The organism is Pseudomonas sp. E1MeOHC2 (assembly GCF_058745025.1).
This window is the reverse complement of the sequence record NZ_CP196675.1, coordinates 1,077,625-1,104,238: the sequence shown is the minus strand read 5'-3', so window position 1 is coordinate 1,104,238 and position 26,614 is coordinate 1,077,625. Positions and strand designations below refer to the sequence as shown.

Here is a 26,614-nt window from a genome sequence, read left to right as displayed (position 1 = left end):
TCCAGACGCAGTATAGGAAGAGGTAGTTAGGCCTTCCTGACTAATGGCACTTTGATTTCTACGATTTGGTTATGAGCCTAATCGCAGTCAGGAATATGACTGCTGTGGGAGTGGCCTTGTGTCGTGATGGGGCTGCAATGCAGCCCCCTGATGCCGGTGAAAGAATCAGCCAGCTACCAGCACGCGAATCGCTTCCAGGCGCAAGGCCGCCTTGTCCAGCATCGCCAGGCCGTCTTCACGCTGCTTGCGCAGGGCGTCGATCTCGCTGTCGCGCACGCTTGGGTTGACGGCCTTGAGGGCAATCATGCGCGCCAGTTCTTCGTCGGCCTCGGCCTTCAAGCGGCGCTGGGCTTCGGCCACACGCTCGACGTGGGTCGGCATGATCTTGGCTTCACCACCACTGATGCGTTGGGACAGCACATCACGCTGGGCCTGGACGAACTTGTTGGCGCTAGCGCGAGGCACGCTTTCGAGCTGGTCGTTGAGCGTTTCGAACGCCACGCGCGACGCCAGGTCGTTGCCGTTGGTGTCGAGCAGGCAGCGCAGGGCTGCCGGTGGCAGGTAGCGGCCAAGCTGCAGGCTGCGCGGTGCCACCACCTCGCTGACGAACAGCAGTTCGAGCAGCACGGTGCCTGGTTTGAGGGCCTTGTTCTTGATCAGCGCAACGGCGGTATTGCCCATCGAGCCGGACAGTACCAGGTCCATGCCGCCCTGGACCATCGGGTGCTCCCAGGTCAGGAACTGCATGTCCTCGCGGGACAACGCCTGGGCGCGGTCGTAGGTAATGGTGACGCCTTCGTCGTCACCCAGCGGGAAGCTGGCGTCGAGCATCTTCTCGCTTGGCTTGAGGATCAGGGCGTTTTCCGAATGGTCTTCGCTGTCGATGCCGAACGCGTCGAACAGGGTTTCCATGTAGATCGGCAGGGCGAACTGGTCGTCCTGTTCGAGAATCGCTTCGACCAGTTCCTGCCCTTCGCCGGCGCCGCCGGAGTTGAGTTCCAGCAAGCGGTCGCGGCCGCTGTGCAGCTCGGCTTCCAGGCGTTCGCGCTCGTTGCGGGCATCGGCCACCAGCGCTTCCCAGGCTTTGCTGTCACCGCTTTCAAGCAGCGGCAGCAGGCGAGGGCCGAACTGATGTTGCAGGGCGTTGCCGGTCGGGCAGGTGTTGAGGAAGGCATTGAGCGCTTCGTGGTACCACTGGAACAGGCGCTCTTGCGGGCTGTCCTGCAGGTAGGGCACGTGCAGTTGGATGGTGTGCTTCTGGCCGATCCGGTCGAGACGGCCGATACGCTGTTCAAGCAGGTCCGGGTGGGCCGGCAGGTCGAACATCACCAGGTGATGAGAGAACTGGAAGTTGCGGCCTTCGCTGCCGATCTCGGAACAGATCAGCACCTGGGCGCCGAATTCCTCGTCCGCGAAATAGGCGGCGGCGCGGTCACGCTCAAGAATGCTCATGCCTTCGTGGAACACCGAAGCCGGTATGCCGGAGCGCACGCGCAGGGCGTCTTCCAGGTCCATGGCGGTCTCGGCATGGGCGCAGATCACCAGCACCTTGGTGCGCTTGAGCATCTTGAGGGTATCGATCAGCCAGTCGACCCGAGGGTCGAAACGCCACCAGCGCTCGTCATCAGTGGTGTCGCCGTGAGCCTGGAAGGCGACTTCCGGGTACAGCTCAGCCTTTTCGCCAGGCGGCAGGTCGCGGTACTGCTCCGGCATGGCCACCGGGTAGGCATGCAACTGGCGCTCGGGGAAGCCCTGAACCGCTGCACGGGTATTACGGAACAGCACGCGGCCGGTGCCGTGGCGGTCGAGCAACTCGCGGATCAGGCGCGCGCTGGCCTGGGTATCGCCATCGCTGACGGCCGCCAGCAGGGCATCGCCTTCGGCGCCCAGGAAGCCATGGATGGTCGCGTGGGCCTTGGGCGACAGGCGGCCTTCGTCAAGCAGCTCCTGTACCGCCTCGGCGACCGGGCGATAGTTTTCGCTCTCGGCACGGAACGCCACCAGGTCGTGGAAGCGGTTGGGGTCGAGCAGGCGCAGCCGGGCGAAGTGGCTGTCCTGGCCGAGCTGTTCGGGGGTGGCGGTGAGCAGCAGCACGCCAGGGATCACCTGGGCCAGTTGCTCGACCAGGCCGTATTCCGCGCTGACCTGGTCTTCATGCCAGACCAGGTGGTGGGCTTCATCGACCACCATCAGGTCCCAGCCTGCGGCAAACAGCGCGTCCTGGGCCTTCTCGTCGTCAACCAGCCATTCCAGGGCGACCAGCGCGAGCTGGGCGTCTTCGAACGGGTTGCTGGCATCGCTCTCGATGAAGCGTTCGGCGTCGAACAGCGCCACCTGCAGGTTGAAGCGCCGGCGCATTTCCACCAGCCACTGATGCTGGAGGTTTTCCGGGACCAGGATCAGCACGCGGCTGGCGCGCCCGGAGAGCAGCTGGCGATGGATGACCAGGCCGGCCTCGATGGTCTTGCCCAGGCCTACTTCGTCAGCCAGCAGAACCCGTGGCGCACTGCGGTCTGCGACTTCGCGGGCGATGTGCAACTGGTGAGCGATCGGTTGGGCGCGGCAGCCACCCAGGCCCCAGAGCGACGATTGCATCTGTTTACTGGTGTGCTGCAGGGTGTTGTAACGCAGGCTGAACCACGACAGCGGGTCGATCTGGCCGGCGAACAGGCGGTCGCTGGCCAGGCGGAACTGAATGAAGTTCGACAGCTGGGTTTCCGGCAGGGTACGCGGCTGGTTCTGCCCGTCCAGGCCGTGGTAGACCAGCAGGCCATCGACATCGTCGACCTCACGCACGGTCAGCTTCCAGCCGTCGAAGTGGGTGATCTGGTCACCTGGCGAGAAGCGCACGCGGGTCAGCGGCGCATTGCGCAGGGAATACTGGCGGGTGTCGCCAGTGGCCGGGTAGAGCACGGTCAACAGGCGGCCATCCTGCGCCAGGATGGTACCCAGGCCGAGCTCTGCTTCGCTGTCGCTGATCCAGCGTTGCCCCGGTTGATACTGCTGCGCCATACTGCCTGAACTCCCGCGATGAAAAGCCGGCTATGTTAACGGATCGGCCGGTCAGACCAAAGTGTTGAAGTGCACCGAAGGGTGCCGAAGACCAACAGTCTAGCCGTTTCATCGACCAACACCGTCTTGCTGACGAGGGCTGCGTATCAACATGTCCGCCAAGCACCGCTGGTTGAACGCTTCCCTGGCCGTGAGCAGCCTGGTGCTGTTGGCCGCCTGCGAACAAAAAAGCTTCGAGACCTTGCCGGCGATTCCGCCCGGGCAGCTTGAGGCCCTGGGCGTGCAGACGCCGATCAAGAGCGTGCACTTTCGTGACCGTGACGGCGAAGGCCTGCTGGTGCTGAGCCGCGCCGATGGCCAGGCCACCGACGCACAGAACCAGCAGGAAGTGGACAAGGTGGTGCTCAAGGCCACGTTGTATGGGCGTATGGCCGAAAGCGATGCGTTCAAGGCACGTTGGCAGATCGAACAGGAAACCACCTGCCCGGGGCTGGACCTGGATGTCGACTTCTATACCGATGTCAGTGATGTCAGTGACCTGAACAAGGACGGCATCGCCGAGCTGACGGTCGCCAGCCATGCCTTCTGCGGCGGCGGCATCGACCCTCACGATATCGCCATCGAAATGCGCGAGGGCCAGGCCAGCTACACCATTACCGGCCAGTCGCTGATCACGCCAGCGGGCGAGGAACCGATCGGCGGTGAGCGCGAGGACAGCGCCTCGCTCAAGGGCGCGCCGCCCGTAGTGCGCGAGCACATGGACGCGGTCTGGCAGCAGGTCTACAAGCGGCCCTGGAGCGAGGCAAGCCCGCCGAGCGATGACGACCCCGATGACGAAGCCGAATAAGCGTTGTCTGTATTCAAGGTAGGTGACCGCCCGCCGATACAGGGGTAATAGGAGACTTGCCATGTTACCGCCGATCATTCCGCTCAGTGCAGCCCCGGTAACCTCGCAACAGGACCCGGTCAAGCCAACCCCCGACATCAAGCCAGTGGTTCCCACGCAGCCCGCGTCTGGTGAAAGCGCCATCGACCTCAAGCAGCAGCGCGACCCGCAGGAGCAGGCCTTGATCTTGCGTGATGAGCAACGGCGTCAACAGCAACGTCGGCAGAAGCGCGACGGCGAGCGTTACAGCGCGCTACCCGGTGACGAGGTCAATGCCGACAACACCGTACCGGTGGCCCCGCTGATGGGCGAGAGCCCGCGCCAGGGGCTGCTGGTCGACATCGAAGTCTGACGCGGGGCTGGTCAGCGTCCGTGCCTGGCTTCATCATGTAAGCCTCAGTTGATCGTCGAGCCCACCCATGAGCCAAGACAACCTCATCGATTTCGATGCCGAACGTGCCAAGCGCGTTCACGACCTCAAAGAAAAGCGCCTCAACGAAGTGCGCCAGGCCTTCGAGCAAGCCATGCCCTTGAGTGCGGCCAAGAAAAAGAAACCCAAGGGCAAGCCCAAGAAGCGCTGAAACTTGACGCAGGTCAACCCTGCACCCGCCTCGCGTGCCCGGTCCCGGGCACCATTGACCCCGATCAATTTTCCCCGCCCCCACATTCGTTACCTTGCATCCATCGGACAACGGCAAACGAAGAGGGAGGCCGACATGTTCTTCGACAACGTGGTTATCGCAGGTGTGGTAACGGTTGGGTTGATGGTCGCATTCTTTGCCGGTCTGGGCATTTTCATCTGGAAGGACTCGAACAAGCGCAAGCCGCGCTGACCTTCCGGATTCACGAGCACGCAAGGCATTTAGGGCGACTTCGGTCGCCCATTTTTTTTGCCTGTGAAATGTCAGGCAACGCAGCCTTCAAGAAGATGATTAGCTAGCTAATTAATCGTTTCCGCCTTATTCTTCTCTTCATTGTCTATCGTTTACCTGACCATCCCCGCAAGGTCCGCCTCGTGCCCATTACTCTTCAGGCCCTGTTCGCACCCAGCAGCCTCGCCCTCAAATTCGCCATCAAGACCCTGCTCGGCGGTGGTCTGGCGCTATGGTTGGCGATGCGCTGGGGGCTGGAGCAGCCGTCTTGGGCACTGATGACGGCTTTCATCGTGGCTCAGCCGTTGTCTGGCATGGTGGTGCAGAAGGGCCTTGCGCGCCTGGCCGGCACCTTGGTCGGCACCTTCATGTCGGTGCTCTTCATCGGCGTGTTCGCCCAGACGCCGGGCCTGTTCCTGATTACCCTGGCCTTATGGTTGGCACTGTGCACGGCGGCCTCTACCCAACTGCGCAGCGCCTGGGCCTACGCCTTTGTGCTGGCCGGCTACACCGCTGCGATCATCGCCTTGCCCGCGATCGATCACCCGCTTCAGGTGTTCGACCAGGCCGTGGCCCGCTGCACCGAGATTTGCCTGGGGATCTTCTGCGCCACCGCCACCAGTGCCCTGATCTGGCCGATGCGCGTGGAACAGCAGTTGGGTGGTCAGGCCAGGCAGGCTTGGCACAATGGCTTGCAGGCGGCCAGCGCCATGCTGGGGGGGGAGGATGAGGCGCGTAAAGGGCTGCTGGAAAGCCTTGGGCGCATCGTCGCCATCGACAGCCAGCGCGAACATGCCTGGTTCGAAGGTAATCGTGGGCGTCAGCGAGCCCGAGCCATTCGCGGCCTGAGCCAGAAACTGATGGTGCTGCTGCGTATTTCCCGCTCGGTGCGCCGGCAGTGGCGGCAGCTTGATGAAGGCGAAGCCCGGCACCTGTCGCCTTGGCTGGACGAGGTGCGCGCGCAATTGGCTAAACCCGATCAACCGAGCCTGTTGCTGTTGCGACAGCGCATCTGGGACGCCGCCCATGATGAGCAAATCAGCTCTGCCGAGCATTATTGCCTGGCGCGCATGGCGCTGTTGCTGGATTACGCGATGGCCGCGACCCAGGCCCTGGACGATGTCGAAGCGGGCAGGGCGCCCAAGGATGTATCCCAAGGCCTGGCCGCGCACCGCGACTGGTCGCTGGCATTGCTGTTCGGCTCACGCAGCGCGCTGGCGTTTCTGGTGATGAGTGGCTTCTGGCTGGCGACCGCCTGGCCATCTGCGCCGGGCGGTCTGGTGTTGACCTGTGTCGTCTGCAGCCTGTTTGCCAGCCGCGAAAACGGCGCCCAGATCGGCCTCAGTTTCCTGCGTGGCATCCTGCTGGCGATCCCTGCGGCCTTTTTGGTCGGGCAGATTCTTTTGCCCCAATGGAGCAGCTTCGCCATGCTCTGCCTGGGCATGGGCGTGCCACTGTTTCTCGGCGCCCTGGGCATGGCCCACCCGCGTACCGGGGCGACCGCTACCTCTTATTGCCTGCACTTCATCGTGTTGGTAGCGCCGCTGAACGTCATGCAGTTTGGCGTAGCCAGCATGCTCAACAGCGCGCTGGCGATGCTGGTGGGGGTGTCTGCTGCCGTGATGGCGTTTCGTTTGCTGGTGTTCCGTCACCCGGCCTGGCTTGGCCGACGCCTGCGGGCGGCGACCCAAAGCGACCTGGTGCGCCTGACCCGGCGCGACCTGCGTGGCGCCGACAGTTGGTTTGGCGGGCGCATGGCCGACCGCCTCATGCAACTGGCGCGGCATGCCGGTGAGTTGCCTGAAAGCGAGCGCAAACGTTGGGACGATGGCCTGCACGGTCTGGACATCGGCGACGAACTGGTGCACCTGCGCATGTGCCTGGCGGTCGCCAAGGCACCGTTGGGGCGGGCCGAACGCGAGTACCTGCAACAGGTAGAGGCGGTGCTGGCCAAAGGGCCGGCAGCCGGGCGTGGGCAGCGTCTGGACAGCGCCAGCGCGCAATTCATTGAAGCCTTGCGCCGGCTGCCTGCGAGTGATCCGCTGCGCCTGGCCGAAGGCGCGGTGCTGCAGTTGCAGAAGAGCTGGGGCAAGTGGTGCCGCTGGCAGGAGGAGGTTCATGGGGTTGCGTGAATGGTCGCTGGGCGGCGTGCTGCTCAGTCCGTTTTTGATTTATGTGCTGCTGGCGCTGTTGTGCACCGGGCTGCTGCGCTTGCTGGTGCAAGCCACGCCATTGGGCCGCTGGATCTGGCATGAAGCACTGTTCGATGCGGCATTGTTCGTGTGTGTGTTGTTCCTGGTGGTGCGAGTGCTAGGGGCTGCATAAGGGCTTTTGTAACGTTTTAGTAAGGAGTGATTCGATGCGTACTGCCGTACGTACCTTGGTGACCCTGTGTGTGGTGGCCCTTGCCCTGTTGGCCGGCTACCAGCTGTGGCAGTACTACATGCTCACCCCCTGGACCCGCGATGCCCGTGTACGCGCCGACGTGGTGGTGATCGCCCCGGACGTTTCTGGTTGGGTACGCGAGCTCAAGGTGCACGACAACCAGCAGGTCAAGGCCGGCGATTTGCTCATGAGTATCGACCGCGAACGCTTCCAGGCGGCTTTCGACCAGGCCAGCGCGGTGACCGAGACCCGCGCCCAGCAACTGCGCCTGCGCGAGCGTGAAGCGGCGCGGCGGACGGCCCTGGGGCCGGAGGCGATCAGTGCCGAGCTGCGTGAAAATGCCCAGATCAATGCCGCCATCGCCCGGGGCGAACTGCATGAGGCCGAGGCGCAGCTGCAGGTGGCCAAGATCAACCTGGCGCGCAGTGAAGTGCGGGCGCCGCGCAGCGGGCATATCACCAACTTGCGTTTGGCCCAGGGCAACTATGTGAACACCGGCGAGTCGGTCATGGCCTTGGTGGATGACTCGACGTTCTATATCCAGGCCTATTTCGAAGAAACCAAGCTACCGCGCATCCGCGTCGGTGACACGGTGAAGGTCTGGCTGATGGGCGCGGGCGAGGCGATGCAAGGGCATGTGGAGAGCATCAGCCGGGGCATCACCGACCGCAACAGCAACCCGGACAGCCAACTGCTGCCGGAAGTCGAGCCAACCTTCAACTGGGTGCGGTTGGCGCAGCGGATACCCGTGCGCATCCGCCTCGACCAGATCCCCCAGGGCATGAACCTGAGCGCAGGGATGACCGCCAGCGTGCAGGTGCATGAAGACCGCAATCTACAGTGATGACTCTAGGGCTGCTTAACGGCTGACTTGCCCTATGCCCGGCAAAGGCATGTGCCATGGTTTTATGAGCAAGATGGCGGTGCTGCTGGCGACCCAGGCTAAAGTCCAGCACATCGCACGGCCTTTCGACGGAAGATGAAAAACTTTGGCGAATGCTTTGCCTCTTGCGTTAGGCTAGCCACTGCGAGTTGCCCGGCAGAGGCGACCGTTTACCGCCAGGCGTGCGTCACTTCCGATTAAATTGCGAGGTTACGTCATGGCCATCACTTCCCAGGATATCTGCAACGCCGCAGAGCAGCTCAATGGTTTCGTCGGCTTTCATGGCAAGCGCGGCGTTCACATCGTGCGATTTTCCGAAGACGCTTTCGGCATGGACGTGGCCGACGACAGCATTACCCCCTGCAGCGAATTCGTCTGGCGGCCCGAGCAAGGGCTGCGCATGGCCTTGTGCCGCGAACGCCTGGCACTGTTGCTGGAGCAGCATGTGGACGACCGCTTGAACATCGGCGAGCCTTTGCGTACCTATTTGCGGCGCAGCGATTTGCCCGAGATCGTGGCCGAACGCAACATCCGCTGACAGCCCGCCGTTGTGTAGGAACACGCTTGCGCTGCGACAAGGCTGTTCCTACAACAGGCCCTGCGCCGAGCTTTCGGGTAGCTGTCGCAGTAGCGCTTCGAGGCTGTCTTTATCCAACGGTCGGCTCAGGAAATACCCCTGCACTTCATGGCAGTGGTCCTTCTCCAGCGTTCTGAGCTGCTGTTCACTCTCCACGCCCTCGGCCGTCACCGTCAGCCCCATGGCTTCGCCCAGGTTGATGATGGCCTGGACCACGGCGCGATCGCTACCACTGGTGTTGTTCAGCCCGGCGATGAAGCGTTTGTCGATCTTTATGCTGTCGAACGGGTAGGTGCGCAGATAGCCCAGGGACGAATAACCGGTGCCGAAGTCGTCCATGTTCAGGCGAACTCCCAGTTCCTTGAGTGACAGCATGGTGCTGAGTGCGCCTTCAATGTCGTTGAGCATCACGTTTTCGGTAATCTCCAGCTCCAGGCGCTGGGCGGGGAACGCGGTTTCCAGCAGGATCTCGCGCACATCGGCCACCACGTCGCTGCGCAAGAACTGTGCGGGCGACAGGTTGACCGAAATCAACAGGCCCGCCGGCCAGTCATGGGCCGTGCGGCACGCCTCGCGCAGTACCCAGCGGCCCAGCGCGACAATGATGTCGCTCTGCTCGGCCAGCGGGATGAACGTGTCGGGCCCCAGCAGCCCTTCCTGCGGGTGTTGCCAGCGCAGCAGGGCTTCGACCGCGACGATGCGCAGGTCGCCCAGGCGATAGCGCGGCTGGTAGTGCAGCTCGAACTCCTGGTTCTGCAGGGCCCGCCGCAAGTCATTCTCCAACTGCCGGCGGTACTGGATCTGCTGGTTCATTTCGGCGGCGAAATAGCGCCAGGTGCTCTTGCCATCTGCCTTGGCCTGGTACAGCGCGATGTCGGCGCAGCGGATCAGTTCGCCTGCATCGAAACCCAGCGTGCGGCTCTGTGCAACGCCAATGCTGGCACCTATGTGCAGTGGCTGGTTGTCAAAGACGATGGGTTGCTGCAACAGAGCGATCAGGCGTGCGCAGAAGCGATCGACTTCGCTGCGGTTATCCATGCCATTGAGCACCAGAATGAATTCGTCACCCCCCAGGCGCGCGACCAGGTCGACATCGCGGGTGCTGTCGCGCAGGCGGGTCGCCACCTCTTGCAGTACGGCGTCACCGGCGGCGTGGCCGAGGGAGTCGTTGATCGGCTTGAAGTTGTCCAGGTCCAGCAGCAGTAACGTGAGTGGGGGCGAGTCGCTGCCGCGCAACAATACTTGCTCCAGATGCCTGGCGAGTTTGTTGCGATTGGCAAGCCCGGTCAGTGGGTCGTGCAGCGAGAGATGCTGGATGCGCGCATGGGCGTCGACTTCGTCGGTGATGTCGCTGGCGGTACCGCGAAAGCCGGTAGGCTTGCCGTCGTACCAGATCGCCCGCGCCGAAATGCGGCAATAGCGGTTCTGCCCGTTGTGGTCACGGTAGGTGCAGCGCAGGTTCGCCAACTGCTGCGGGTCGGCAGCGGCCAAAGCGTCGAACCAGGGTGACAGTGGCGTGGTATCGCAGGCCAGCAGTTGGTTGACGGGCTGGCCCAGCCACACGTCCACCGGGTAACAGGTAACGCTGACGAAACGCTGAGAAAGGTAGGTCAGGCGTTGTTGTCGATCGGTTTCCCAGATCCAGTCGGAAGCCGCTTCGGCCACTGCGCGAAAACGCTGCTCGCTGGCTTCCAGGGCCTGGTTACTCTGTTGCAGGCGTTTCAGGCTGAGGTCGATGGCACGGGAGCTGCGCAAGGCATGACGGAACAGGTAAAGCATCACCAGGCCCAGTATCAGCAGGGCGCAGAGCAGCGGAGGGAGCATTGCCCACAACAGTTGCCGCCCCGGCAGCGGGCTTGTCCAGGCCAGGTGGTAGCCGGTATCGCCCAGTTCGATGCGCTGGTGGCCATGCGCGCCTGCGCTGTCTTTCTCGACATGCATGCCAGCCAGGCCGGCGCCGGTGCCCAGGCGCGTGAGCTTGTCCTCGGTCAGTTGATCGACGAACAGCATGACCGGCGCCTGGTTCACTTCGCTGTCCGAAACGTCCCTGTCGGGGCGTATGGCGGCGGCGCTGAGTACTGCCGGCCAGCCGTTGAACAGCACGAAGCGGGTGATTTGTTCACGCGCGCTGGCGGCACCTCGCGCTTCGCTGATGATGGGCTGCAGGGGCGCTTCTATATAAGTACTGGCATCGGCTTCGCTGGGCTTGCCTTTGAACAGGGCATAGGTGGTGCGTTGGTCGTCCACCACGAATACGCCTTCATAACCACTGGCGCTGTACAGTGATTCGCCAACGTTCTTCTCTTCATAGGCCCACTTCCAGTCCGCCTTGCCGGACAGGTGTTCAAACGCGGCATCCCATACGGCATAGCTGGAAAGGAACTGGCGTGAGGCGAGCAGGCGTTGCTCGAGGGCCTGGGTGGCATGGAATGCACTGCGTTGCTGCTCTTGGCGATCGAGAGTGGCGGCAATATTGAGCAGTGCGCCCAAGGTGACCAGGCATGCCAGGGCGAAAACCGCGCAAAAGCCTGCAAGCAAGCGGCGGACTTGAAATCGGGGGGTGGGAAGGGTGGGTGGAAGGTTGGCGGTCCTGGCCATGCGTGAGCAACTCCTTCAAGAACAGCTGCCTCCCACTGGGCAATCAGGAAGGAAGTTCAGTCAGGATAGGCCAGCCTGAGCACGGTGGCCTCGCTTTGCGCGAAATTGACCTGGTCGCGGCCACCGTGCTTGGCGGTGTACAACGCTTTGTCGGCCTGTTCGAGCCAGTGTTCGGGCGATTCGAGGTCGGCCTGGAAGGCGGACAGGCCGATGCTGAGGCTGATACGCAAATGCGGCAGTTGCGCATTGCGGTAGTTCGCCACCCGCTCGCGCAAGCGCTCCATGGCCTGGCAAGCCTGGGCCTCATTAGTGTCTGGCAGAATCACGCAGAACTCGTCGCCGCCATAGCGCCCGGCCTGGTCAACGTCACGCAGGTTGCGTTTGAGCTCTTCGCTCATCTGCCGTAGCACGCAATCGCCGACCACATGACCAAACGTGTCGTTGATGGTCTTGAAGTGGTCGATGTCGATGAGGGCGATGACCGCCTGTTGCTGTTGTTGCTGGCAGGTCTGGAACTTGACCAAGAGCAGGTCTTTCCAGGCACCGTGGTTGAGCAACCCGGTCAGGCTGTCGGTAAGGCTAAGCGCACTGAGGCGGCGCTTGTGTTCTGCCAACTTGATTGCGAGTTGGTAGCAGACCCAGCCAAGGGCCAGTGGATACAGCGTGAGCATTGGCAGGCAGGCGTAAACCTGCAGAGGCGTGGCATTGAGCTGCAGCCCGGGGCCGAGCACAAGCGTGGCCAGGAGCATGCCGGCGAGCTGCGCCAGCACGCCACGTGCTACCAGGCGCTTGCCGCCTGCGGCGACGTTGTTCATGGTCATCATCGACAGTACGGTCACGCTGGGCAGCGGATTGAACTGCATGGCGGCGGTCCAGAAGCCCCCCATCAGCGAGTCCAGCAGCAGGTTGCGTTGCTCTGCCTGATAAGGCGTTGTCGAGCGGATCGCCCACAGGTAGGCCACATGGGGCCAGAGAATGCCGTTGAACAGCATCAGCAGCCAGACCCAGGTGGGCGGCGACAGTGGCGCCAACGCTGCCATGACACTGAACAGGCCGATGCCCATGCCAATGATGCGCGGCAGGTAGATGCGTTTGACGAAAGAAAGTCCCTTGCCGCTGCGGTTGTCCATCATGGTTATCGTTCTTCTGTTAAGGCGCCGTTTATCGCATAACTCGTGTGAATATTGTTGAACAGTGTTTCATCTATGAAAAATGACCTTACAAGCCAATTCACGGTTGATGCGATCACTGTGGGGTAATATGAAGGCTTTCCTGTTGCTCGGAGTGCTGATGCTCATGTCTCCCTTGGCTAACGCTGCCGGCGAGCCGGCGCCACAGCGAGACGGCCGGTTCCACAATCAGGCACGCCTGCCTCAGGATGGCGTGATGAAGAAGCTGCGCATCGGCCTCAAGTACCTGCTTTTGCGCAAGCCGCCCGAAACACGTCCCGCCACCGCTATCGCCGTGCAGCCCATGACCCGGCAGCAGGTGCTCGATGCACCTGATCACAGCCTCTGGCGCTTGGGCCATTCCACGATATTGCTCAAGTTGCGTGGGCGTTTCTTTATTACCGACCCAGTATTCGCCGAACGCGCCTCACCGGTGCAGTGGGCGGGGCCGCAGCGTTTTCATGCCGCACCGCTGGGTCTGGACGAGCTGCCGCCGTTGGCCGCGGTAATTTTGTCGCATGATCACTTCGACCACCTGGATGAGCAGGCGATTCGTCGGCTTGCCCCACGTACCGGGTTTTTCCTGGCACCGCTCGGCGTGGGCGACCTGTTGATTGAATGGGGCGTCCCGGCAGAAAAGGTCCGTCAGCTGGATTGGTGGCAGGAGACCGAAGTCGAGGGTGTGCGTTTCATCGCGACGCCGGCGCAGCACTTTTCCGGGCGTGGATTGTTCGACAGCAACCGGACCTTGTGGGCGTCCTGGGTGATGGTCGATGAACAGCTGCGGTTGTTCTTCAGTGGCGACACCGGTTACTTCGATGGTTTCAGGCAGATCGGCGAGCGCTTCGGGCCTTTCGACCTGACCCTCATCGAGACTGGGGCTTATAACGTCGCCTGGCCGAACGTACACATGCAGCCGGAGCAGAGCCTGCAGGCACACCTCGATCTGAAGGGGCGCTGGCTGCTGCCGATCCACAACGGCACGTTCGACTTGTCCACCCATGGCTGGCAGGAGCCTTTCGAGCGCATTCTGGCCCTGACCGCGCAAGCGCAGGTACGGCTAAGCACACCGCAGATGGGGGAGCGGGTCAGCCTCGACTCGCCCCATGCCGGGCAGAACTGGTGGCAACCAAAGCCTGTGCATGAGCGCGGGCGCTCGGCAGAGCGTGCAGTGGCAGTGCGCTGAGGGTCATCTTTCAGTGTCTTTCGGGTGAGGGGAGGGCGGCGCTTGGTCGTCCAGTAACCGCGAGGGCGGCTTGCCGCTGTCACTGCGCACCTGCGCATGGCTGATCAGCGCGAAGATGAAGCTGCCGCCAATGATGTTGCCGGCCAGGGTCGGCAGGGCGAACTGCATCCAGAAGCTGCGCCAGGTCTCTTCGCCGGCCCAGACCAGGTAGGACACCTCGACCGAACCCACGACTATATGGGTGAAATCGCCCAAGGCCATGAAGTACGTGATCATCAGGATGATCCAGATCTTGGCGTGCTCCATCGACGGAATCATCCAGACCATGGTGGCGATCATCCAGCCCGAGACAATGCCTTTGGCGAACATCTGGCTAATGTCATTCTTCATTACCTTGCGACCGACCTCAAGGAAGGCCACGTCGGTCTTGCTGTCGAAGATCGGCAGTTCAAGCATGACCCAGGCCACCAGCAGGGTGCCTGCCAGGTTGCCGAGCAACACCACGCTCCAAAGGCGCAACAGGCGGCCGAAGTTGGCCAGGGTAGGCGAGGTCATTACTGGCAGCACGGCAGTCAGCGTGTTCTCGGTGAACAGTTGCTGGCGGGCGAGGATTACAGCAAGGAAACCGGCACTGTAGCCAATGCTCGCGATCACCTGGGCGCTGTCCCCAGCGGGAAGGCGCGCATAGAACAAGCCCATTGCCATGAGCGATAGCCCCATGGACAACCCTGCGGCCAACGCCGACCACCACAGTGCTGCAAGCGTGCGTTCGAGCTCCTGATCGCCCTGGTAGCGAATGATTTCGTGCAGCACCGCTGCTCGCGGTGGCTGATTTTGGCTGACTTCCTGCTCTTCGTCCGCCGAGAGGCCTGGCGTTTTCTCGCTTTGCGCATCGCTCATGATCGCCATGCTCCGTGGGGTGTTTATCTACAGATCGGTTACGCCTTCATTAGTTGCGGGTGACCGTGAAAGGCGATTGGAAAGTTTTTTCAGATCAAGGTGTTGACTCTGAATTTAAAGCGCGTATTATTCGCCTCCTCGCAGCGATGAACGCTTCGGGGCAAGCGGTAAGTTGTTGAAGTTGAAGGCTTTCGAAAGAAAGCGGCGGTAAAAAACTTCAAAATAAACGCTTGACAGCAAATGAGGAAAGCGTAGAATGCGCACCTCGGTTGAGGCGAAAAGCTCTTAACCAAACGCTCTTTAACAAATTGAATCAAGCAATTCGTGTGGGTGCTTGTGAGTATGGATTGATAGTCACAAAGATTATCAGCATCACAAGTGACCATGCGAGAAATCACATAGTCATTTGAGATTGCTGAGCCAAGTTTAGGGTTTCTTAAAAACCCAAGCAGTATTGAACTGAAGAGTTTGATCATGGCTCAGATTGAACGCTGGCGGCAGGCCTAACACATGCAAGTCGAGCGGATGAGAAGAGCTTGCTCTTCGATTCAGCGGCGGACGGGTGAGTAATGCCTAGGAATCTGCCTGGTAGTGGGGGACAACGTTTCGAAAGGAACGCTAATACCGCATACGTCCTACGGGAGAAAGCAGGGGACCTTCGGGCCTTGCGCTATCAGATGAGCCTAGGTCGGATTAGCTAGTTGGTGGGGTAATGGCTCACCAAGGCGACGATCCGTAACTGGTCTGAGAGGATGATCAGTCACACTGGAACTGAGACACGGTCCAGACTCCTACGGGAGGCAGCAGTGGGGAATATTGGACAATGGGCGAAAGCCTGATCCAGCCATGCCGCGTGTGTGAAGAAGGTCTTCGGATTGTAAAGCACTTTAAGTTGGGAGGAAGGGCAGTAAGCGAATACCTTGCTGTTTTGACGTTACCGACAGAATAAGCACCGGCTAACTCTGTGCCAGCAGCCGCGGTAATACAGAGGGTGCAAGCGTTAATCGGAATTACTGGGCGTAAAGCGCGCGTAGGTGGTTTGTTAAGTTGGATGTGAAAGCCCCGGGCTCAACCTGGGAACTGCATCCAAAACTGGCAAGCTAGAGTACGGTAGAGGGTGGTGGAATTTCCTGTGTAGCGGTGAAATGCGTAGATATAGGAAGGAACACCAGTGGCGAAGGCGACCACCTGGACTGATACTGACACTGAGGTGCGAAAGCGTGGGGAGCAAACAGGATTAGATACCCTGGTAGTCCACGCCGTAAACGATGTCAACTAGCCGTTGGAATCCTTGAGATTTTAGTGGCGCAGCTAACGCATTAAGTTGACCGCCTGGGGAGTACGGCCGCAAGGTTAAAACTCAAATGAATTGACGGGGGCCCGCACAAGCGGTGGAGCATGTGGTTTAATTCGAAGCAACGCGAAGAACCTTACCAGGCCTTGACATGCAGAGAACTTTCTAGAGATAGATTGGTGCCTTCGGGAACTCTGACACAGGTGCTGCATGGCTGTCGTCAGCTCGTGTCGTGAGATGTTGGGTTAAGTCCCGTAACGAGCGCAACCCTTGTCCTTAGTTACCAGCACGTTATGGTGGGCACTCTAAGGAGACTGCCGGTGACAAACCGGAGGAAGGTGGGGATGACGTCAAGTCATCATGGCCCTTACGGCCTGGGCTACACACGTGCTACAATGGTCGGTACAGAGGGTTGCCAAGCCGCGAGGTGGAGCTAATCTCACAAAACCGATCGTAGTCCGGATCGCAGTCTGCAACTCGACTGCGTGAAGTCGGAATCGCTAGTAATCGCGAATCAGAATGTCGCGGTGAATACGTTCCCGGGCCTTGTACACACCGCCCGTCACACCATGGGAGTGGGTTGCACCAGAAGTAGCTAGTCTAACCTTCGGGAGGACGGTTACCACGGTGTGATTCATGACTGGGGTGAAGTCGTAACAAGGTAGCCGTAGGGGAACCTGCGGCTGGATCACCTCCTTAATCGACGACATCAGCCTGCTGATGAGCTCCCACACGAATTGCTTGATTCATATGTGAAGACGATCAAGACCCTCTATAGGTCTGTAGCTCAGTTGGTTAGAGCGCACCCCTGATAAGGGTGAGGTCGGCAGTTCAAATCTGCCCAGACCTACCAATATACGGGGCCATAGCTCAGCTGGGAGAGCGCCTGCCTTGCACGCAGGAGGTCAGCGGTTCGATCCCGCTTGGCTCCACCACTCTTGCAGTACCTTGATCAAACTCAGAAATGAGCATTCGCTTCGAATGTTGATTTCTGACTTTTGTCAGATCGTTCTTTAAAAATTCGGATATGTGATAGAAATAGACTGAACACTACTTTCACTGGTAGTGGATCAGGCTAAGGTAAAATTTGTGGGCTCGAAAGAGCAAAACGAATTTTCGGCGAATGTCGTCTTCACAGTATAACCAGATTGCTTGGGGTTATATGGTCAAGTGAAGAAGCGCATACGGTGGATGCCTTGGCAGTCAGAGGCGATGAAAGACGTGGTAGCCTGCGATAAGCTTTGGGGAGTCGGCAAACAGACTGTGATCCAGAGATCTCTGAATGGGGGAACCCACTCAGCATAAGCTGAGTATCTTGTACTGAATACATAGGTGCAAGAGGCGAACCAGGGGAACTGAAACATCTAAGTACCCTGAGGAAAAGAAATCAACCGAGATTCCCTTAGTAGTGGCGAGCGAACGGGGACCAGCCCTTAAGTTGGTTTGAGATTAGTGGAACGCTCTGGAAAGTGCGGCCATAGTGGGTGATAGCCCCGTACACGAAAATCTCTTATCAATGAAATCGAGTAGGACGGAGCACGAGAAACTTTGTCTGAATATGGGGGGACCATCCTCCAAGGCTAAATACTACTGACTGACCGATAGTGAACTAGTACCGTGAGGGAAAGGCGAAAAGAACCCCGGAGAGGGGAGTGAAATAGATCCTGAAACCGTATGCGTACAAGCAGTGGGAGCCTACTTTGTTAGGTGACTGCGTACCTTTTGTATAATGGGTCAGCGACTTATATTCAGTGGCGAGCTTAACCGAATAGGGGAGGCGTAGCGAAAGCGAGTCTTAATAGGGCGTTTAGTCGCTGGGTATAGACCCGAAACCGGGCGATCTATCCATGGGCAGGTTGAAGGTTAGGTAACACTGACTGGAGGACCGAACCGACTACCGTTGAAAAGTTAGCGGATGACCTGTGGATCGGAGTGAAAGGCTAATCAAGCTCGGAGATAGCTGGTTCTCCTCGAAAGCTATTTAGGTAGCGCCTCATGTATCACTGTAGGGGGTAGAGCACTGTTTCGGCTAGGGGGTCATCCCGACTTACCAAACCGATGCAAACTCCGAATACCTACAAGTGCCGAGCATGGGAGACACACGGCGGGTGCTAACGTCCGTCGTGAAAAGGGAAACAACCCAGACCGTCAGCTAAGGTCCCAAAGTCATGGTTAAGTGGGAAACGATGTGGGAAGGCTTAGACAGCTAGGAGGTTGGCTTAGAAGCAGCCACCCTTTAAAGAAAGCGTAATAGCTCACTAGTCGAGTCGGCCTGCGCGGAAGATGTAACGGGGCTCAAACCATGCACCGAAGCTACGGGTATCACCTTTTGGTGATGCGGTAGAGGAGCGTTCTGTAAGCCTGTGAAGGTGAGTTGAGAAGCTTGCTGGAGGTATCAGAAGTGCGAATGCTGACATGAGTAACGACAATGGGAGTGAAAAACTCCCACGCCGAAAGACCAAGGTTTCCTGCGCAACGTTAATCGACGCAGGGTTAGTCGGTCCCTAAGGCGAGGCTGAAAAGCGTAGTCGATGGAAAACAGGTTAATATTCCTGTACTTCCAGTTATTGCGATGGAGGGACGGAGAAGGCTAGGCCAGCTTGGCGTTGGTTGTCCAAGTTTAAGGTGGTAGGCTGAGATCTTAGGCAAATCCGGGATCTCAAGGCCGAGAGCTGATGACGAGTTGCCTTTAGGCGACGAAGTGGTTGATGCCATGCTTCCAAGAAAAGCTCCTAAGCTTCAGATAACTGGGAACCGTACCCCAAACCGACACAGGTGGTTAGGTAGAGAATACCAAGGCGCTTGAGAGAACTCGGGTGAAGGAACTAGGCAAAATGGCACCGTAACTTCGGGAGAAGGTGCGCCGGCGAGGGTTAAGGACTTGCTCCGTAAGCCCATGCCGGTCGAAGATACCAGGCCGCTGCGACTGTTTATTAAAAACACAGCACTCTGCAAACACGAAAGTGGACGTATAGGGTGTGACGCCTGCCCGGTGCCGGAAGGTTAATTGATGGGGTTAGCGCAAGCGAAGCTCTTGATCGAAGCCCCGGTAAACGGCGGCCGTAACTATAACGGTCCTAAGGTAGCGAAATTCCTTGTCGGGTAAGTTCCGACCTGCACGAATGGCGTAACGATGGCGGCGCTGTCTCCACCCGAGACTCAGTGAAATTGAAATCGCTGTGAAGATGCAGTGTATCCGCGGCTAGACGGAAAGACCCCGTGAACCTTTACTATAGCTTTGCACTGGACTTTGAATTTGCTTGTGTAGGATAGGTGGGAGGCTTTGAAGTGGGGACGCCAGTTCTCATGGAGCCATCCTTGAAATACCACCCTGGCAACTTTGAGGTTCTAACTCAGGTCCGTTATCCGGATCGAGGACAGTGTATGGTGGGTAGTTTGACTGGGGCGGTCTCCTCCCAAAGAGTAACGGAGGAGTACGAAGGTGCGCTCAGACCGGTCGGAAATCGGTCGTAGAGTATAAAGGCAAAAGCGCGCTTGACTGCGAGACAAACACGTCGAGCAGGTACGAAAGTAGGTCTTAGTGATCCGGTGGTTCTGTATGGAAGGGCCATCGCTCAACGGATAAAAGGTACTCCGGGGATAACAGGCTGATACCGCCCAAGAGTTCATATCGACGGCGGTGTTTGGCACCTCGATGTCGGCTCATCACATCCTGGGGCTGAAGCCGGTCCCAAGGGTATGGCTGTTCGCCATTTAAAGTGGTACGCGAGCTGGGTTTAGAACGTCGTGAGACAGTTCGGTCCCTATCTGCCGTGGACGTTTGAGATTTGAGAGGGGCTGCTCCTAGTACGAGAGGACCGGAGTGGACGAACCTCTGGTGTTCCGGTTGTCACGCCAGTGGCATTGCCGGGTAGCTATGTTCGGAAGAGATAACCGCTGAAAGCATCTAAGCGGGAAACTTGCCTCAAGATGAGATCTCACTGGGATCTTGAATCCCCTAAAGGGCCGTCGAAGACTACGACGTTGATAGGTTGGGTGTGTAAGCGCTGTGAGGCGTTGAGCTAACCAATACTAATTGCCCGTGAGGCTTGACCATATAACACCCAAGCAATTTGAGCGTAAGACGCCGAATTGTGGTGGTGAAGACGAAATAACCGAAAGTTCGTAACCACAAATATCGCATATCCGAATTCGCTGGGCTGTCCATCTGGACATTCTTGCTACAGAATTTCTTGACGACCATAGAGCATTGGAACCACCTGATCCCATCCCGAACTCAGTAGTGAAACGATGCATCGCCGATGGTAGTGTGGGGTTTCCCCATGTGAGAGTAGGTCATCGTCAAGATTCATTTCGCAAAACCCCTATCTGCGCAAGCAGGTAGGGGTTTTGTCTTTCTAGCATTTTTACCCTCGAAGTGCTGTCTTCTGGCAAAGATGTTTTGTCCGTCCTGTACCTCTCCAACCGTGCTCAAGGGTGCGACAATTATTCCTGTTCGTACACGTGACTTTGCCCTGCCTAGGCTGCGTCAAGACTTAGGTTCGGGGCAACCTCGCGCCCGGATAGAGCGATGCCAGCGTGCCGTGCTGCGCATTTATGGACTTTCACCGTCCTATCACTTGAGGTAGAGAGCAAGATGGCCAAGGCCGCCGATGTCGTTGTGCAATGCCTGGAAAACGAAGGTGTCGAGTATGTGTTCGGCATTCCCGGTGAGGAGAACCTCGACCTGCTGGAATCCCTGCGCAAGTCGAAGATCAAGCTGGTACTGACCCGCCACGAGCAGTCTGCGGGCTTCATGGCCGCGACCTATGGCCGCCTGACCGGCAAGACCGGCGTCAGCCTGTCGACCCTCGGCCCCGGCGCGACCAACCTGGTCACCGCCAGTGCCTATGCCTACCTCGGCGGCATGCCGATGATGATGATTACCGGCCAGAAGCCGATCAAGAAGTCCAAACAGGGCCGCTTCCAGATCATCGACGTGTGCGGCATGATGGACCCCATCACCAAGTACACTCACCAGTTCGCCTCGGCTGACAACATTCCGGCTCGCATGCGTGAAGCGTTCCGTCTGGCTGAAGAAGAGAAACCAGGCGCCGTGCACCTGGAGCTGCCTGAAGACATCGCCGCCGAGCAAACCGACGCACTGCCGATCCCGCGCAGCCTGCACCGTCGACCTCTGGCCGAGCACGTGGCTATCGAAGCTGCTGTGCAGAAACTGCAAAACGCCCGCAACCCGATCCTGGTGATCGGTGCCGGTGCCAACCGCAAGATGACCGCCAAAGTCCTCAAGCAACTGATCGACAAAACCGGTATCCCGTTCATCACCACCCAGATGGGCAAAGGTGTGGTCGACGAGCGCCACCCGCGCTTCCTCGGCAACGCTGCACTGTCGTCGGGTGACTTCGTGCACCGCGCCGTCGAAGCCGCTGACCTGATCATCAACATCGGCCACGACGTGATCGAGAAGCCGCCATTCTTCATGGTCCGTGGCGGCACCGAAGTCATTCACATCAGCTTCCGCTCCGCCGAAGTCGATGCCGTGTACTTCCCGCAGGTCGAAGTGATCGGCGACATCGCCAACGCCGTGTGGCAGATCAGCGAAGCGCTGAGCGACACTTCGCACTGGGACTTCACCCGCCTCATGGCCATCCGTGAAGCAAACGAAGCGCAGATCGCCGAAGGCGCCGATGACGACCGTTTCCCGGTCTACCCACAGCGCATGGTGGCCGACATCCGTCGTGTGCTGCCATCCGAGGGCATCGTTGCCCTGGACAACGGCATCTACAAGATCTGGTTTGCCCGTAACTACAAGGCCCACAAGCCGAACACCGTATTGCTGGACAATGCCTTGGCAACCATGGGCGCAGGCCTGCCGTCAGCGATGGCCGCGCACCTGGTGTACCCGGACCGCCCGGTAATCTCGGTGTGTGGCGACGGCGGCTTCATGATGAACAGCCAGGAGCTGGAAACGGCAGTACGCTTAGGCATGCACATCACTGTGGTGATCCTGCGTGACGACGGCTACGGCATGATCCGCTGGAAGCAGGCCAACATGGGCTTCACCGATTTCGGCCTGGACTACGGCAACCCGGACTTCGTCAAATACGCCGAAGCCTACGGTGCCAATGGCCACCGCGTGGAAAGCGCCGAAGGCTTGCTGCCGCTGCTTGAGCACTGCATCAAGACCCCAGGCGTGCACGTGATCGACTGTCCGGTTGACTACAGCGAGAACGACCGCATCCTCAACAGCGAGCTGCGTGAGCGCGCGCTGGCGGTATAAGGCTTGACGGCCTGTTCGCGGGGTAATCCGAATTGCCCCGCGAACGCTTTGGGCCAGGCAACAAATTCCTTGATCCATTCCCCATGTGCTAGGGTGCACGCAAATCTTCACCCAGGACACCCGCACATGCTCCCCGCGCTCAGCGAAAAAGAACTCGATCGCCTTGAAGATCTGTTGATCACTTACGGCAACGATTACTCAGTGATCAACCTGGCCGAGCTCAATGGCTTTTTTACCGCCCTGGCCAGTTCCCCGGCCACTGTCCTCCCCGAACAATGGTTGCCTGCAGTTGCGGGTGGCAAGGTGCCAAAATTCAAGAAGCCTGCCCATGAAGAGGCGTATACGGCGCTGATGTTGCGTTATGCCAGCCAAGTGGCGGAACAACTCGCTGACAACGTCGATCACTTCGAACCGGTGTTCGAAGAGGGAGAAGGCGAGCAAGGTACTTCAATCATTATGGAGGAGTGGTGCTTCGGCTATATGCGCGGTACGCAGGTCGCTAACTGGGGCGAGTTGCCGCCAGAGCAGGATCAGTTGCTCAAGGCGATTTCGCTGCATGGTCTGGAAGACAACTTCGAGTTGCTCGATCAAATGAGTGAACAGGACATTCAAGCGTGTGTGCCTCACGTGATCGAGGCGGCACGTCAGCTGTATCGCTTTCACAATCAGCGCCACTGAGCCGAAAATGTAGCCAATGCATTCCTCTGTAGAAGCGGATTAACGCCGCTTCTACAAGCATTATTCCGCTAAGCGAAATTATGGTTTCCCCCCAGCGCTGATTCTGCTGCGGGTCGAACCGGTCCAACATGGCCTGCATCAGCCCATCCCGGCGCTGACCAGGAGCCAAGCCCATGTCGAACCCTATCAAGCTCTACAACTTCCCCAAGTCTGGCCACGCCCACCGCATCGAACTGATGCTCTCACTGCTGAACCTGCCCACCGAGCTGGTCTTCGTCGACCTCGCCAAAGGTGCGCACAAACAACCCGAGTTCCTTGCCCTCAACCCCTTTGGCCAAGTCCCTGTCATCGATGACAACGGTACTGTCATCGCCGATTCCAACGCCATCCTGGTGTACCTGGCAAAGAAATACGACCACGGCACCTGGTTGCCCGAAGAGCCCGCAGCAGCCGCTCGCGTGCAACGCTGGCTGTCGGTCGCAGCAGGCCCACTGGCCTTTGGCCCCGCCGCCGCGCGCCTGGTCACGGTGTTCGGTGCCTCGTTCAACACCGATGAAGTCATCAGTCGCGCCCATACCCTGCTCAAGGTGATCGACGCCGAACTGGCCAAGAGGTCTTTCCTGGCAGGCAGCGAACCTACCATCGCCGACATTGCCAACTACTCCTACATCGCCCACGCACCGGAAGGCAACGTCTCGCTGGAGCCCTACGCCAACGTACGCAGCTGGCTGGCACGTATCGAAGCGCTGCCAGGTTTCGTGCCTATGCCGCGCACAGCGGTGGGCCTGCAAGCCACTGTCTGAATCCGCACCCTTGCGAGGAATGCCCCCATGCGTAAGCTCCCAGGCCATCGCGCGTCACCTTGGCACAGCGGTGAAAAGATCCTGCAGGAAAAGGTCGGTGTGTCGGAGCGCATGGAGGTGTTCGGGCAAAAGGTTATTCGCGACTACATGCCTGACCAGCATCGCGCGTTCTATCAGCAACTGCCGTTCATGGTGGCGGGCAGCGTGGATGCCCACGGCAAGCCGTGGGCAACCCTGCTCGAAGGCCCGGAAGGTTTTGTCAGTTCGCCTGATCCACGGCGGTTGCTGATCAATGCGAATCTGAAAGCAGATGACCCCGCTACACAAGGGCTGCTGAGCGGGCAGGCGATAGGGCTGCTGGGGATCGAGCTGCATACCCGTCGGCGCAACCGTATCAACGGCCTGATCACCCAGGCAACCCACGGGCAGTTGCACGTGACAGTGGAGCAGTCGTTCGGCAACTGCCCACAGTACATCCAGCTGCGCGACTACACCCGCATCGATGAGCCCGCACAAGGTCGCTTCGATGCGACAGCGCTGGATGCTCGTGCGGTCACCATGATCGAGACGGCCGACACCTTCTTTGTCGCAAGCTTCGTTGACCATGAAGGCGGTCAGCGCTCTGTGGATGTGTCGCACCGCGGCGGCCGGCCAGGGTTCGTCAAAGTCGAAGGCAACCGCCTGACCATTCCCGATTACGCCGGCAACCTGCACTTCAACACACTGGGCAACTTGCTGGTCAACCCGCAGGCAGGCTTGCTGTTCATCGACTTCGCCACTGGCAATGTACTGCAGCTCTGTGGGCGTACCGAGGTGATACTGCAGAGCCCTGCCATCAACGCGTTCGAGGGTGCCGAGCGGCTGTGGACGCTGGATGTCGAGCAGGTGGTGTGGCGCCCGGCTGCGGTGTCGCTACGCTGGGCATTGCAGGCGTACGCGCCAACCAGCCTGATGACCGGCACTTGGGCCGAGGCCGAACAGCGCCTGCAGCAGCGCGAACGCCAGCGTCAATGGTTGGCGTGGCGCGTGGTGCGCCTGGAGCAGGAGAGCCGGGATATACGCTCGCTGTATCTGGCAGCAGATGCACCGGTGGCGTTTGCACCGGGGCAGCACATCCCAGTGCGCATTGCGTTGGGCAGTGATGCCCCGCTGATTCGCACCTACAGCGTTTCCAGCGCGCCGTCGGACGGCTACCTGCGCATCAGCGTCAAGGCTCAGGGCCCGGCATCGCGCTATCTGCATGAGCGCATCGCCGTGGGTGACCTGCTCGACGTGCGCCTACCCATGGGCAGTTTTACCCTGGATGAGCAAAGCGAACGGCCGATCGTGCTGATCGGCGCGGGCGTGGGCATCACCCCACTGATCGCCATGCTGCGCGAGCAGTTGGCCAAGCGTCAGGCACGGCGTATTCACCTGTTTCACGGTGCGCGCAGCCTGGCTGACTTGCCGTTCCAGCTAGAGCTCGACAGCCTGCGACAGGAGGCGGGCGAGCTGTTGAGCCTGCACCGCTGCCTGAGCCAGCCGGAAGCAACTGCTGTGCAGGGCCGTGACTACGAGCATGTTGGCCGGCTTGGCATCGAGCAGGTGAAGGCCACACTGACGCTGGATGACTACGACGTTTACCTGTGTGGCCCAGCCAGTTTTACCCAGGACCTGTATGAAGGCTTGCGCGCCGTGCACGTGCCCGACGCTCGCATACACGCCGAAGCCTTCGGGCCTTCGACCCTCAGGCGGCACACCGATGACGACCAACCTGTGCTGCCACAGCCACCGGCTGCGAGCGAACCTGTGCCGGTGTACTTTGCCAGCTCGGCCAAGGAGGCGCGCTGGGTACCCGGCAGCGGCACCTTGCTGGAGCTTGCCGAGGCGCGCGGGCTGTCGCCGGATTTCAGTTGCCGGGGAGGTTCATGCGGCACCTGCAAGACCAAGGTGGTGAGCGGGCAGGTGCATTACCCGAACCCGCCAGCGGAGATGCCTGAAGCGGGGACGGTACTGATCTGCTGTGCCGTGCCGGGTAAAGGGGAGGAAGCAGGGCTGGTGCTTGAGCTTTGATTTCAGTTGTACAGGCAGTATAAAACCGCAGATACCCGATAACCCCCCGACACCCCAGGAGCCGGCATGGATCAGATTCACCTGATGAAGGTGTTCGTCGCAGTCGGCGAGCTGGAAAGCTTCGCCGCTGCCGCCCGCCGGCTGGACATCTCGCCCGCAGCGGTCACCCGTGCCGTCAGTGCCCTGGAAGAGCAGCTAGGGGTCAAGCTGCTGCTGCGCACCACCCGCAGTGTGCGCCTGACCGAGGCAGGTGGCCGCTATCTTGAGGACACCCGGCACATCCTCGCCAGCATCCACGAGGCCAATGAAGCCGCGGCTGGCATCAATGCCACGCCCAAAGGCGATCTGGCCGTTACCGCGCCTATCCTGTTTGGCAAGAAGTACGTCATGCCGTGCATCGTTCGTTACCTGCAGCGCTACCCCGATGTCGACGTGTCTGCGTACTTCCTCGACCGGGTGGTGAACATGGTCGAGGAGGGGATGGATGTGGCTGTGCGTATCGGCCCGCTGCCAGACTCCGGGCTCAAGGCGCTGCGCGTGGGCAGGGTGCGGCGCATGCTCTGTGCCTCACCCGATTACCTGACGCGTCATGGCGTACCGCAGCACCCTTCGGATTTGCCGGGTCATGCGGTAATTGGCACGACCAATCTGTCGCCCCGGGCCGGTTGGCGGTTCGGTGTGGCCGATGAACCGACCCTGGTGCGCATGAAGCCCCGGCTGACGGTGACCAGCAATGATGGGGCGATCGCCGCAGCGAGTGGTGGGCTGGGTATTGCGCGGTTGCTGTCTTATCAGGTGGCGGACGAGCTGGCGAACGGGCAGTTGCAGGTGATTCTTGCCGAGTATGAGGAGGCGCCCTGGCCGATTCATGTGCTGCACCGGGAGAGCAAGTACGGGTCGTCCAAGGTGAGGACGTTCATCGACATGCTGGCCCATGATCTGCGTGCCCAAGGGCTGGATTGAGATCGTACAACAATCTGATTTTTTGGCTTGATCTCATCGCGTCAGGCCAGTCCATAGCGTTCCAGTTAATAATTTGTGTTGTACGACGACCTATGACATGGCAATCTTCGCCTGA

The 26,614-nt window shown here is 59.8% G+C and carries 18 protein-coding genes, 2 tRNA genes and 3 rRNA genes; 19 read left to right on the top strand and 4 right to left on the bottom strand.

The window, feature by feature from the left end; translation table 11 throughout:
• Positions 1 to 165: 165 nt before the first annotated feature.
• The gene (gene rapA, locus ACSSU5_RS04850) at positions 166 to 3,012 is read right to left on the bottom strand and encodes an RNA polymerase-associated protein RapA (protein WP_264311911.1); all 2,847 of its coding nucleotides are present in this window, start codon (positions 3,010 to 3,012) and stop codon (positions 166 to 168) included.
• 151 nt (positions 3,013 to 3,163) lie between these two features.
• Here rapA and ACSSU5_RS04845 point away from each other — a divergent pair, with 151 nt between their 5' ends.
• The 8 genes from ACSSU5_RS04845 (at position 3,164) to ACSSU5_RS04810 (ending at position 8,576) form a co-directional block, all read left to right on the top strand.
• Entirely contained in the window at positions 3,164 to 3,859 is a 696-nt protein-coding gene (locus tag ACSSU5_RS04845) for a M949_RS01915 family surface polysaccharide biosynthesis protein (protein WP_492560714.1), read from the top strand.
• 61 nt (positions 3,860 to 3,920) lie between these two features.
• A complete protein-coding gene (locus tag ACSSU5_RS04840) occupies positions 3,921 to 4,250 on the top strand; it encodes an aspartate-semialdehyde dehydrogenase (RefSeq protein WP_264311913.1) in 330 nt (109 codons plus the stop codon).
• A 67-nt stretch (positions 4,251 to 4,317) separates the two neighbouring features.
• Positions 4,318 to 4,479, top strand: coding sequence for a hypothetical protein (locus tag ACSSU5_RS04835; protein ID WP_077068735.1), 162 nt, complete (start codon positions 4,318 to 4,320; stop codon positions 4,477 to 4,479).
• A gap of 135 nt (positions 4,480 to 4,614) precedes the next feature.
• A complete protein-coding gene (gene ccoM / locus ACSSU5_RS04830) occupies positions 4,615 to 4,731 on the top strand; it encodes a cytochrome c oxidase subunit CcoM (protein ID WP_003254862.1) in 117 nt (38 codons plus the stop codon).
• A gap of 182 nt (positions 4,732 to 4,913) precedes the next feature.
• Entirely contained in the window at positions 4,914 to 6,902 is a 1,989-nt protein-coding gene (locus ACSSU5_RS04825) for an FUSC family protein (RefSeq protein WP_492560713.1), read from the top strand.
• Positions 6,889 to 7,095 carry a DUF1656 domain-containing protein gene (locus ACSSU5_RS04820; RefSeq protein ID WP_264311915.1) on the top strand — a complete coding sequence of 69 codons (207 nt, stop codon included), beginning with the start codon at positions 6,889 to 6,891 and terminating at the stop codon, positions 7,093 to 7,095. Before ACSSU5_RS04825 ends, ACSSU5_RS04820 begins: the two co-directional genes overlap by 14 nt.
• Before the next feature lie 34 nt (positions 7,096 to 7,129).
• Entirely contained in the window at positions 7,130 to 7,999 is an 870-nt protein-coding gene (locus ACSSU5_RS04815) for an efflux RND transporter periplasmic adaptor subunit (protein WP_492560712.1), read from the top strand.
• 256 nt (positions 8,000 to 8,255) lie between these two features.
• Complete coding sequence (locus ACSSU5_RS04810) at positions 8,256 to 8,576, top strand: DUF2025 family protein (RefSeq protein ID WP_264311917.1); 321 nt, start codon at positions 8,256 to 8,258, stop codon at positions 8,574 to 8,576.
• Between the two features lie 48 nt (positions 8,577 to 8,624).
• On the opposite strand, the gene ACSSU5_RS04805 is transcribed toward ACSSU5_RS04810, so the two are convergent.
• Both ACSSU5_RS04805 and ACSSU5_RS04800 read right to left on the bottom strand, forming a co-directional pair.
• Entirely contained in the window at positions 8,625 to 11,213 is a 2,589-nt protein-coding gene (locus tag ACSSU5_RS04805; RefSeq protein WP_492560711.1) for a bifunctional diguanylate cyclase/phosphodiesterase, read from the bottom strand.
• A 56-nt stretch (positions 11,214 to 11,269) separates the two neighbouring features.
• Positions 11,270 to 12,343 (bottom strand): diguanylate cyclase, encoded by a 1,074-nt coding sequence (locus ACSSU5_RS04800; RefSeq protein ID WP_492560710.1) that lies wholly within the window; start codon positions 12,341 to 12,343, stop codon positions 11,270 to 11,272.
• A gap of 130 nt (positions 12,344 to 12,473) precedes the next feature.
• Between ACSSU5_RS04800 and ACSSU5_RS04795 the strand changes: the two genes are divergently transcribed.
• Positions 12,474 to 13,568, top strand: a complete 1,095-nt coding sequence (locus tag ACSSU5_RS04795; protein ID WP_492560709.1) for an MBL fold metallo-hydrolase — start codon at positions 12,474 to 12,476, stop codon at positions 13,566 to 13,568.
• Between the two features lie 3 nt (positions 13,569 to 13,571).
• Here ACSSU5_RS04795 and ACSSU5_RS04790 read toward each other — a convergent pair whose 3' ends face one another.
• Positions 13,572 to 14,468, bottom strand: coding sequence for a formate/nitrite transporter family protein (locus ACSSU5_RS04790; protein WP_492560708.1), 897 nt, complete (start codon positions 14,466 to 14,468; stop codon positions 13,572 to 13,574).
• A 456-nt stretch (positions 14,469 to 14,924) separates the two neighbouring features.
• Between ACSSU5_RS04790 and ACSSU5_RS04785 the strand changes: the two genes are divergently transcribed.
• The 10 genes from ACSSU5_RS04785 (at position 14,925) to ACSSU5_RS04740 (ending at position 26,499) form a co-directional block, all read left to right on the top strand.
• Positions 14,925 to 16,461 (top strand): 16S ribosomal RNA (locus tag ACSSU5_RS04785).
• A 77-nt stretch (positions 16,462 to 16,538) separates the two neighbouring features.
• Positions 16,539 to 16,615: transfer RNA gene (locus tag ACSSU5_RS04780), tRNA-Ile, on the top strand.
• Positions 16,616 to 16,621: 6 nt separating this feature from the next.
• Positions 16,622 to 16,697 (top strand) — tRNA-Ala (locus ACSSU5_RS04775).
• 229 nt (positions 16,698 to 16,926) lie between these two features.
• A 23S ribosomal RNA gene (locus ACSSU5_RS04770) occupies positions 16,927 to 19,819 on the top strand.
• A gap of 135 nt (positions 19,820 to 19,954) precedes the next feature.
• Positions 19,955 to 20,070 (top strand): 5S ribosomal RNA (gene rrf / locus ACSSU5_RS04765).
• Together the 16S, 23S and 5S rRNA genes with 2 tRNA genes alongside form the textbook arrangement of a ribosomal RNA operon.
• Positions 20,071 to 20,359: 289 nt before the next feature.
• On the top strand, positions 20,360 to 22,003 hold the full coding sequence (locus tag ACSSU5_RS04760; protein ID WP_264311921.1) for an acetolactate synthase large subunit: 1,644 nt from the start codon (positions 20,360 to 20,362) through the stop codon (positions 22,001 to 22,003).
• Between the two features lie 126 nt (positions 22,004 to 22,129).
• Positions 22,130 to 22,681: a UPF0149 family protein gene (locus ACSSU5_RS04755; RefSeq protein ID WP_492560707.1), complete on the top strand. Its 552-nt coding sequence runs from the start codon at positions 22,130 to 22,132 to the stop codon at positions 22,679 to 22,681.
• A gap of 173 nt (positions 22,682 to 22,854) precedes the next feature.
• Positions 22,855 to 23,484, top strand: coding sequence for a glutathione S-transferase family protein (locus ACSSU5_RS04750; RefSeq protein WP_264311923.1), 630 nt, complete (start codon positions 22,855 to 22,857; stop codon positions 23,482 to 23,484).
• A gap of 27 nt (positions 23,485 to 23,511) precedes the next feature.
• The gene (locus ACSSU5_RS04745; RefSeq protein WP_492560706.1) at positions 23,512 to 25,536 is read left to right on the top strand and encodes a pyridoxamine 5'-phosphate oxidase family protein; all 2,025 of its coding nucleotides are present in this window, start codon (positions 23,512 to 23,514) and stop codon (positions 25,534 to 25,536) included.
• Positions 25,537 to 25,602: 66 nt separating this feature from the next.
• Positions 25,603 to 26,499: a LysR family transcriptional regulator gene (locus ACSSU5_RS04740; protein WP_264311925.1), complete on the top strand. Its 897-nt coding sequence runs from the start codon at positions 25,603 to 25,605 to the stop codon at positions 26,497 to 26,499.
• The last annotated feature ends 115 nt before the right edge of the window (positions 26,500 to 26,614 follow it).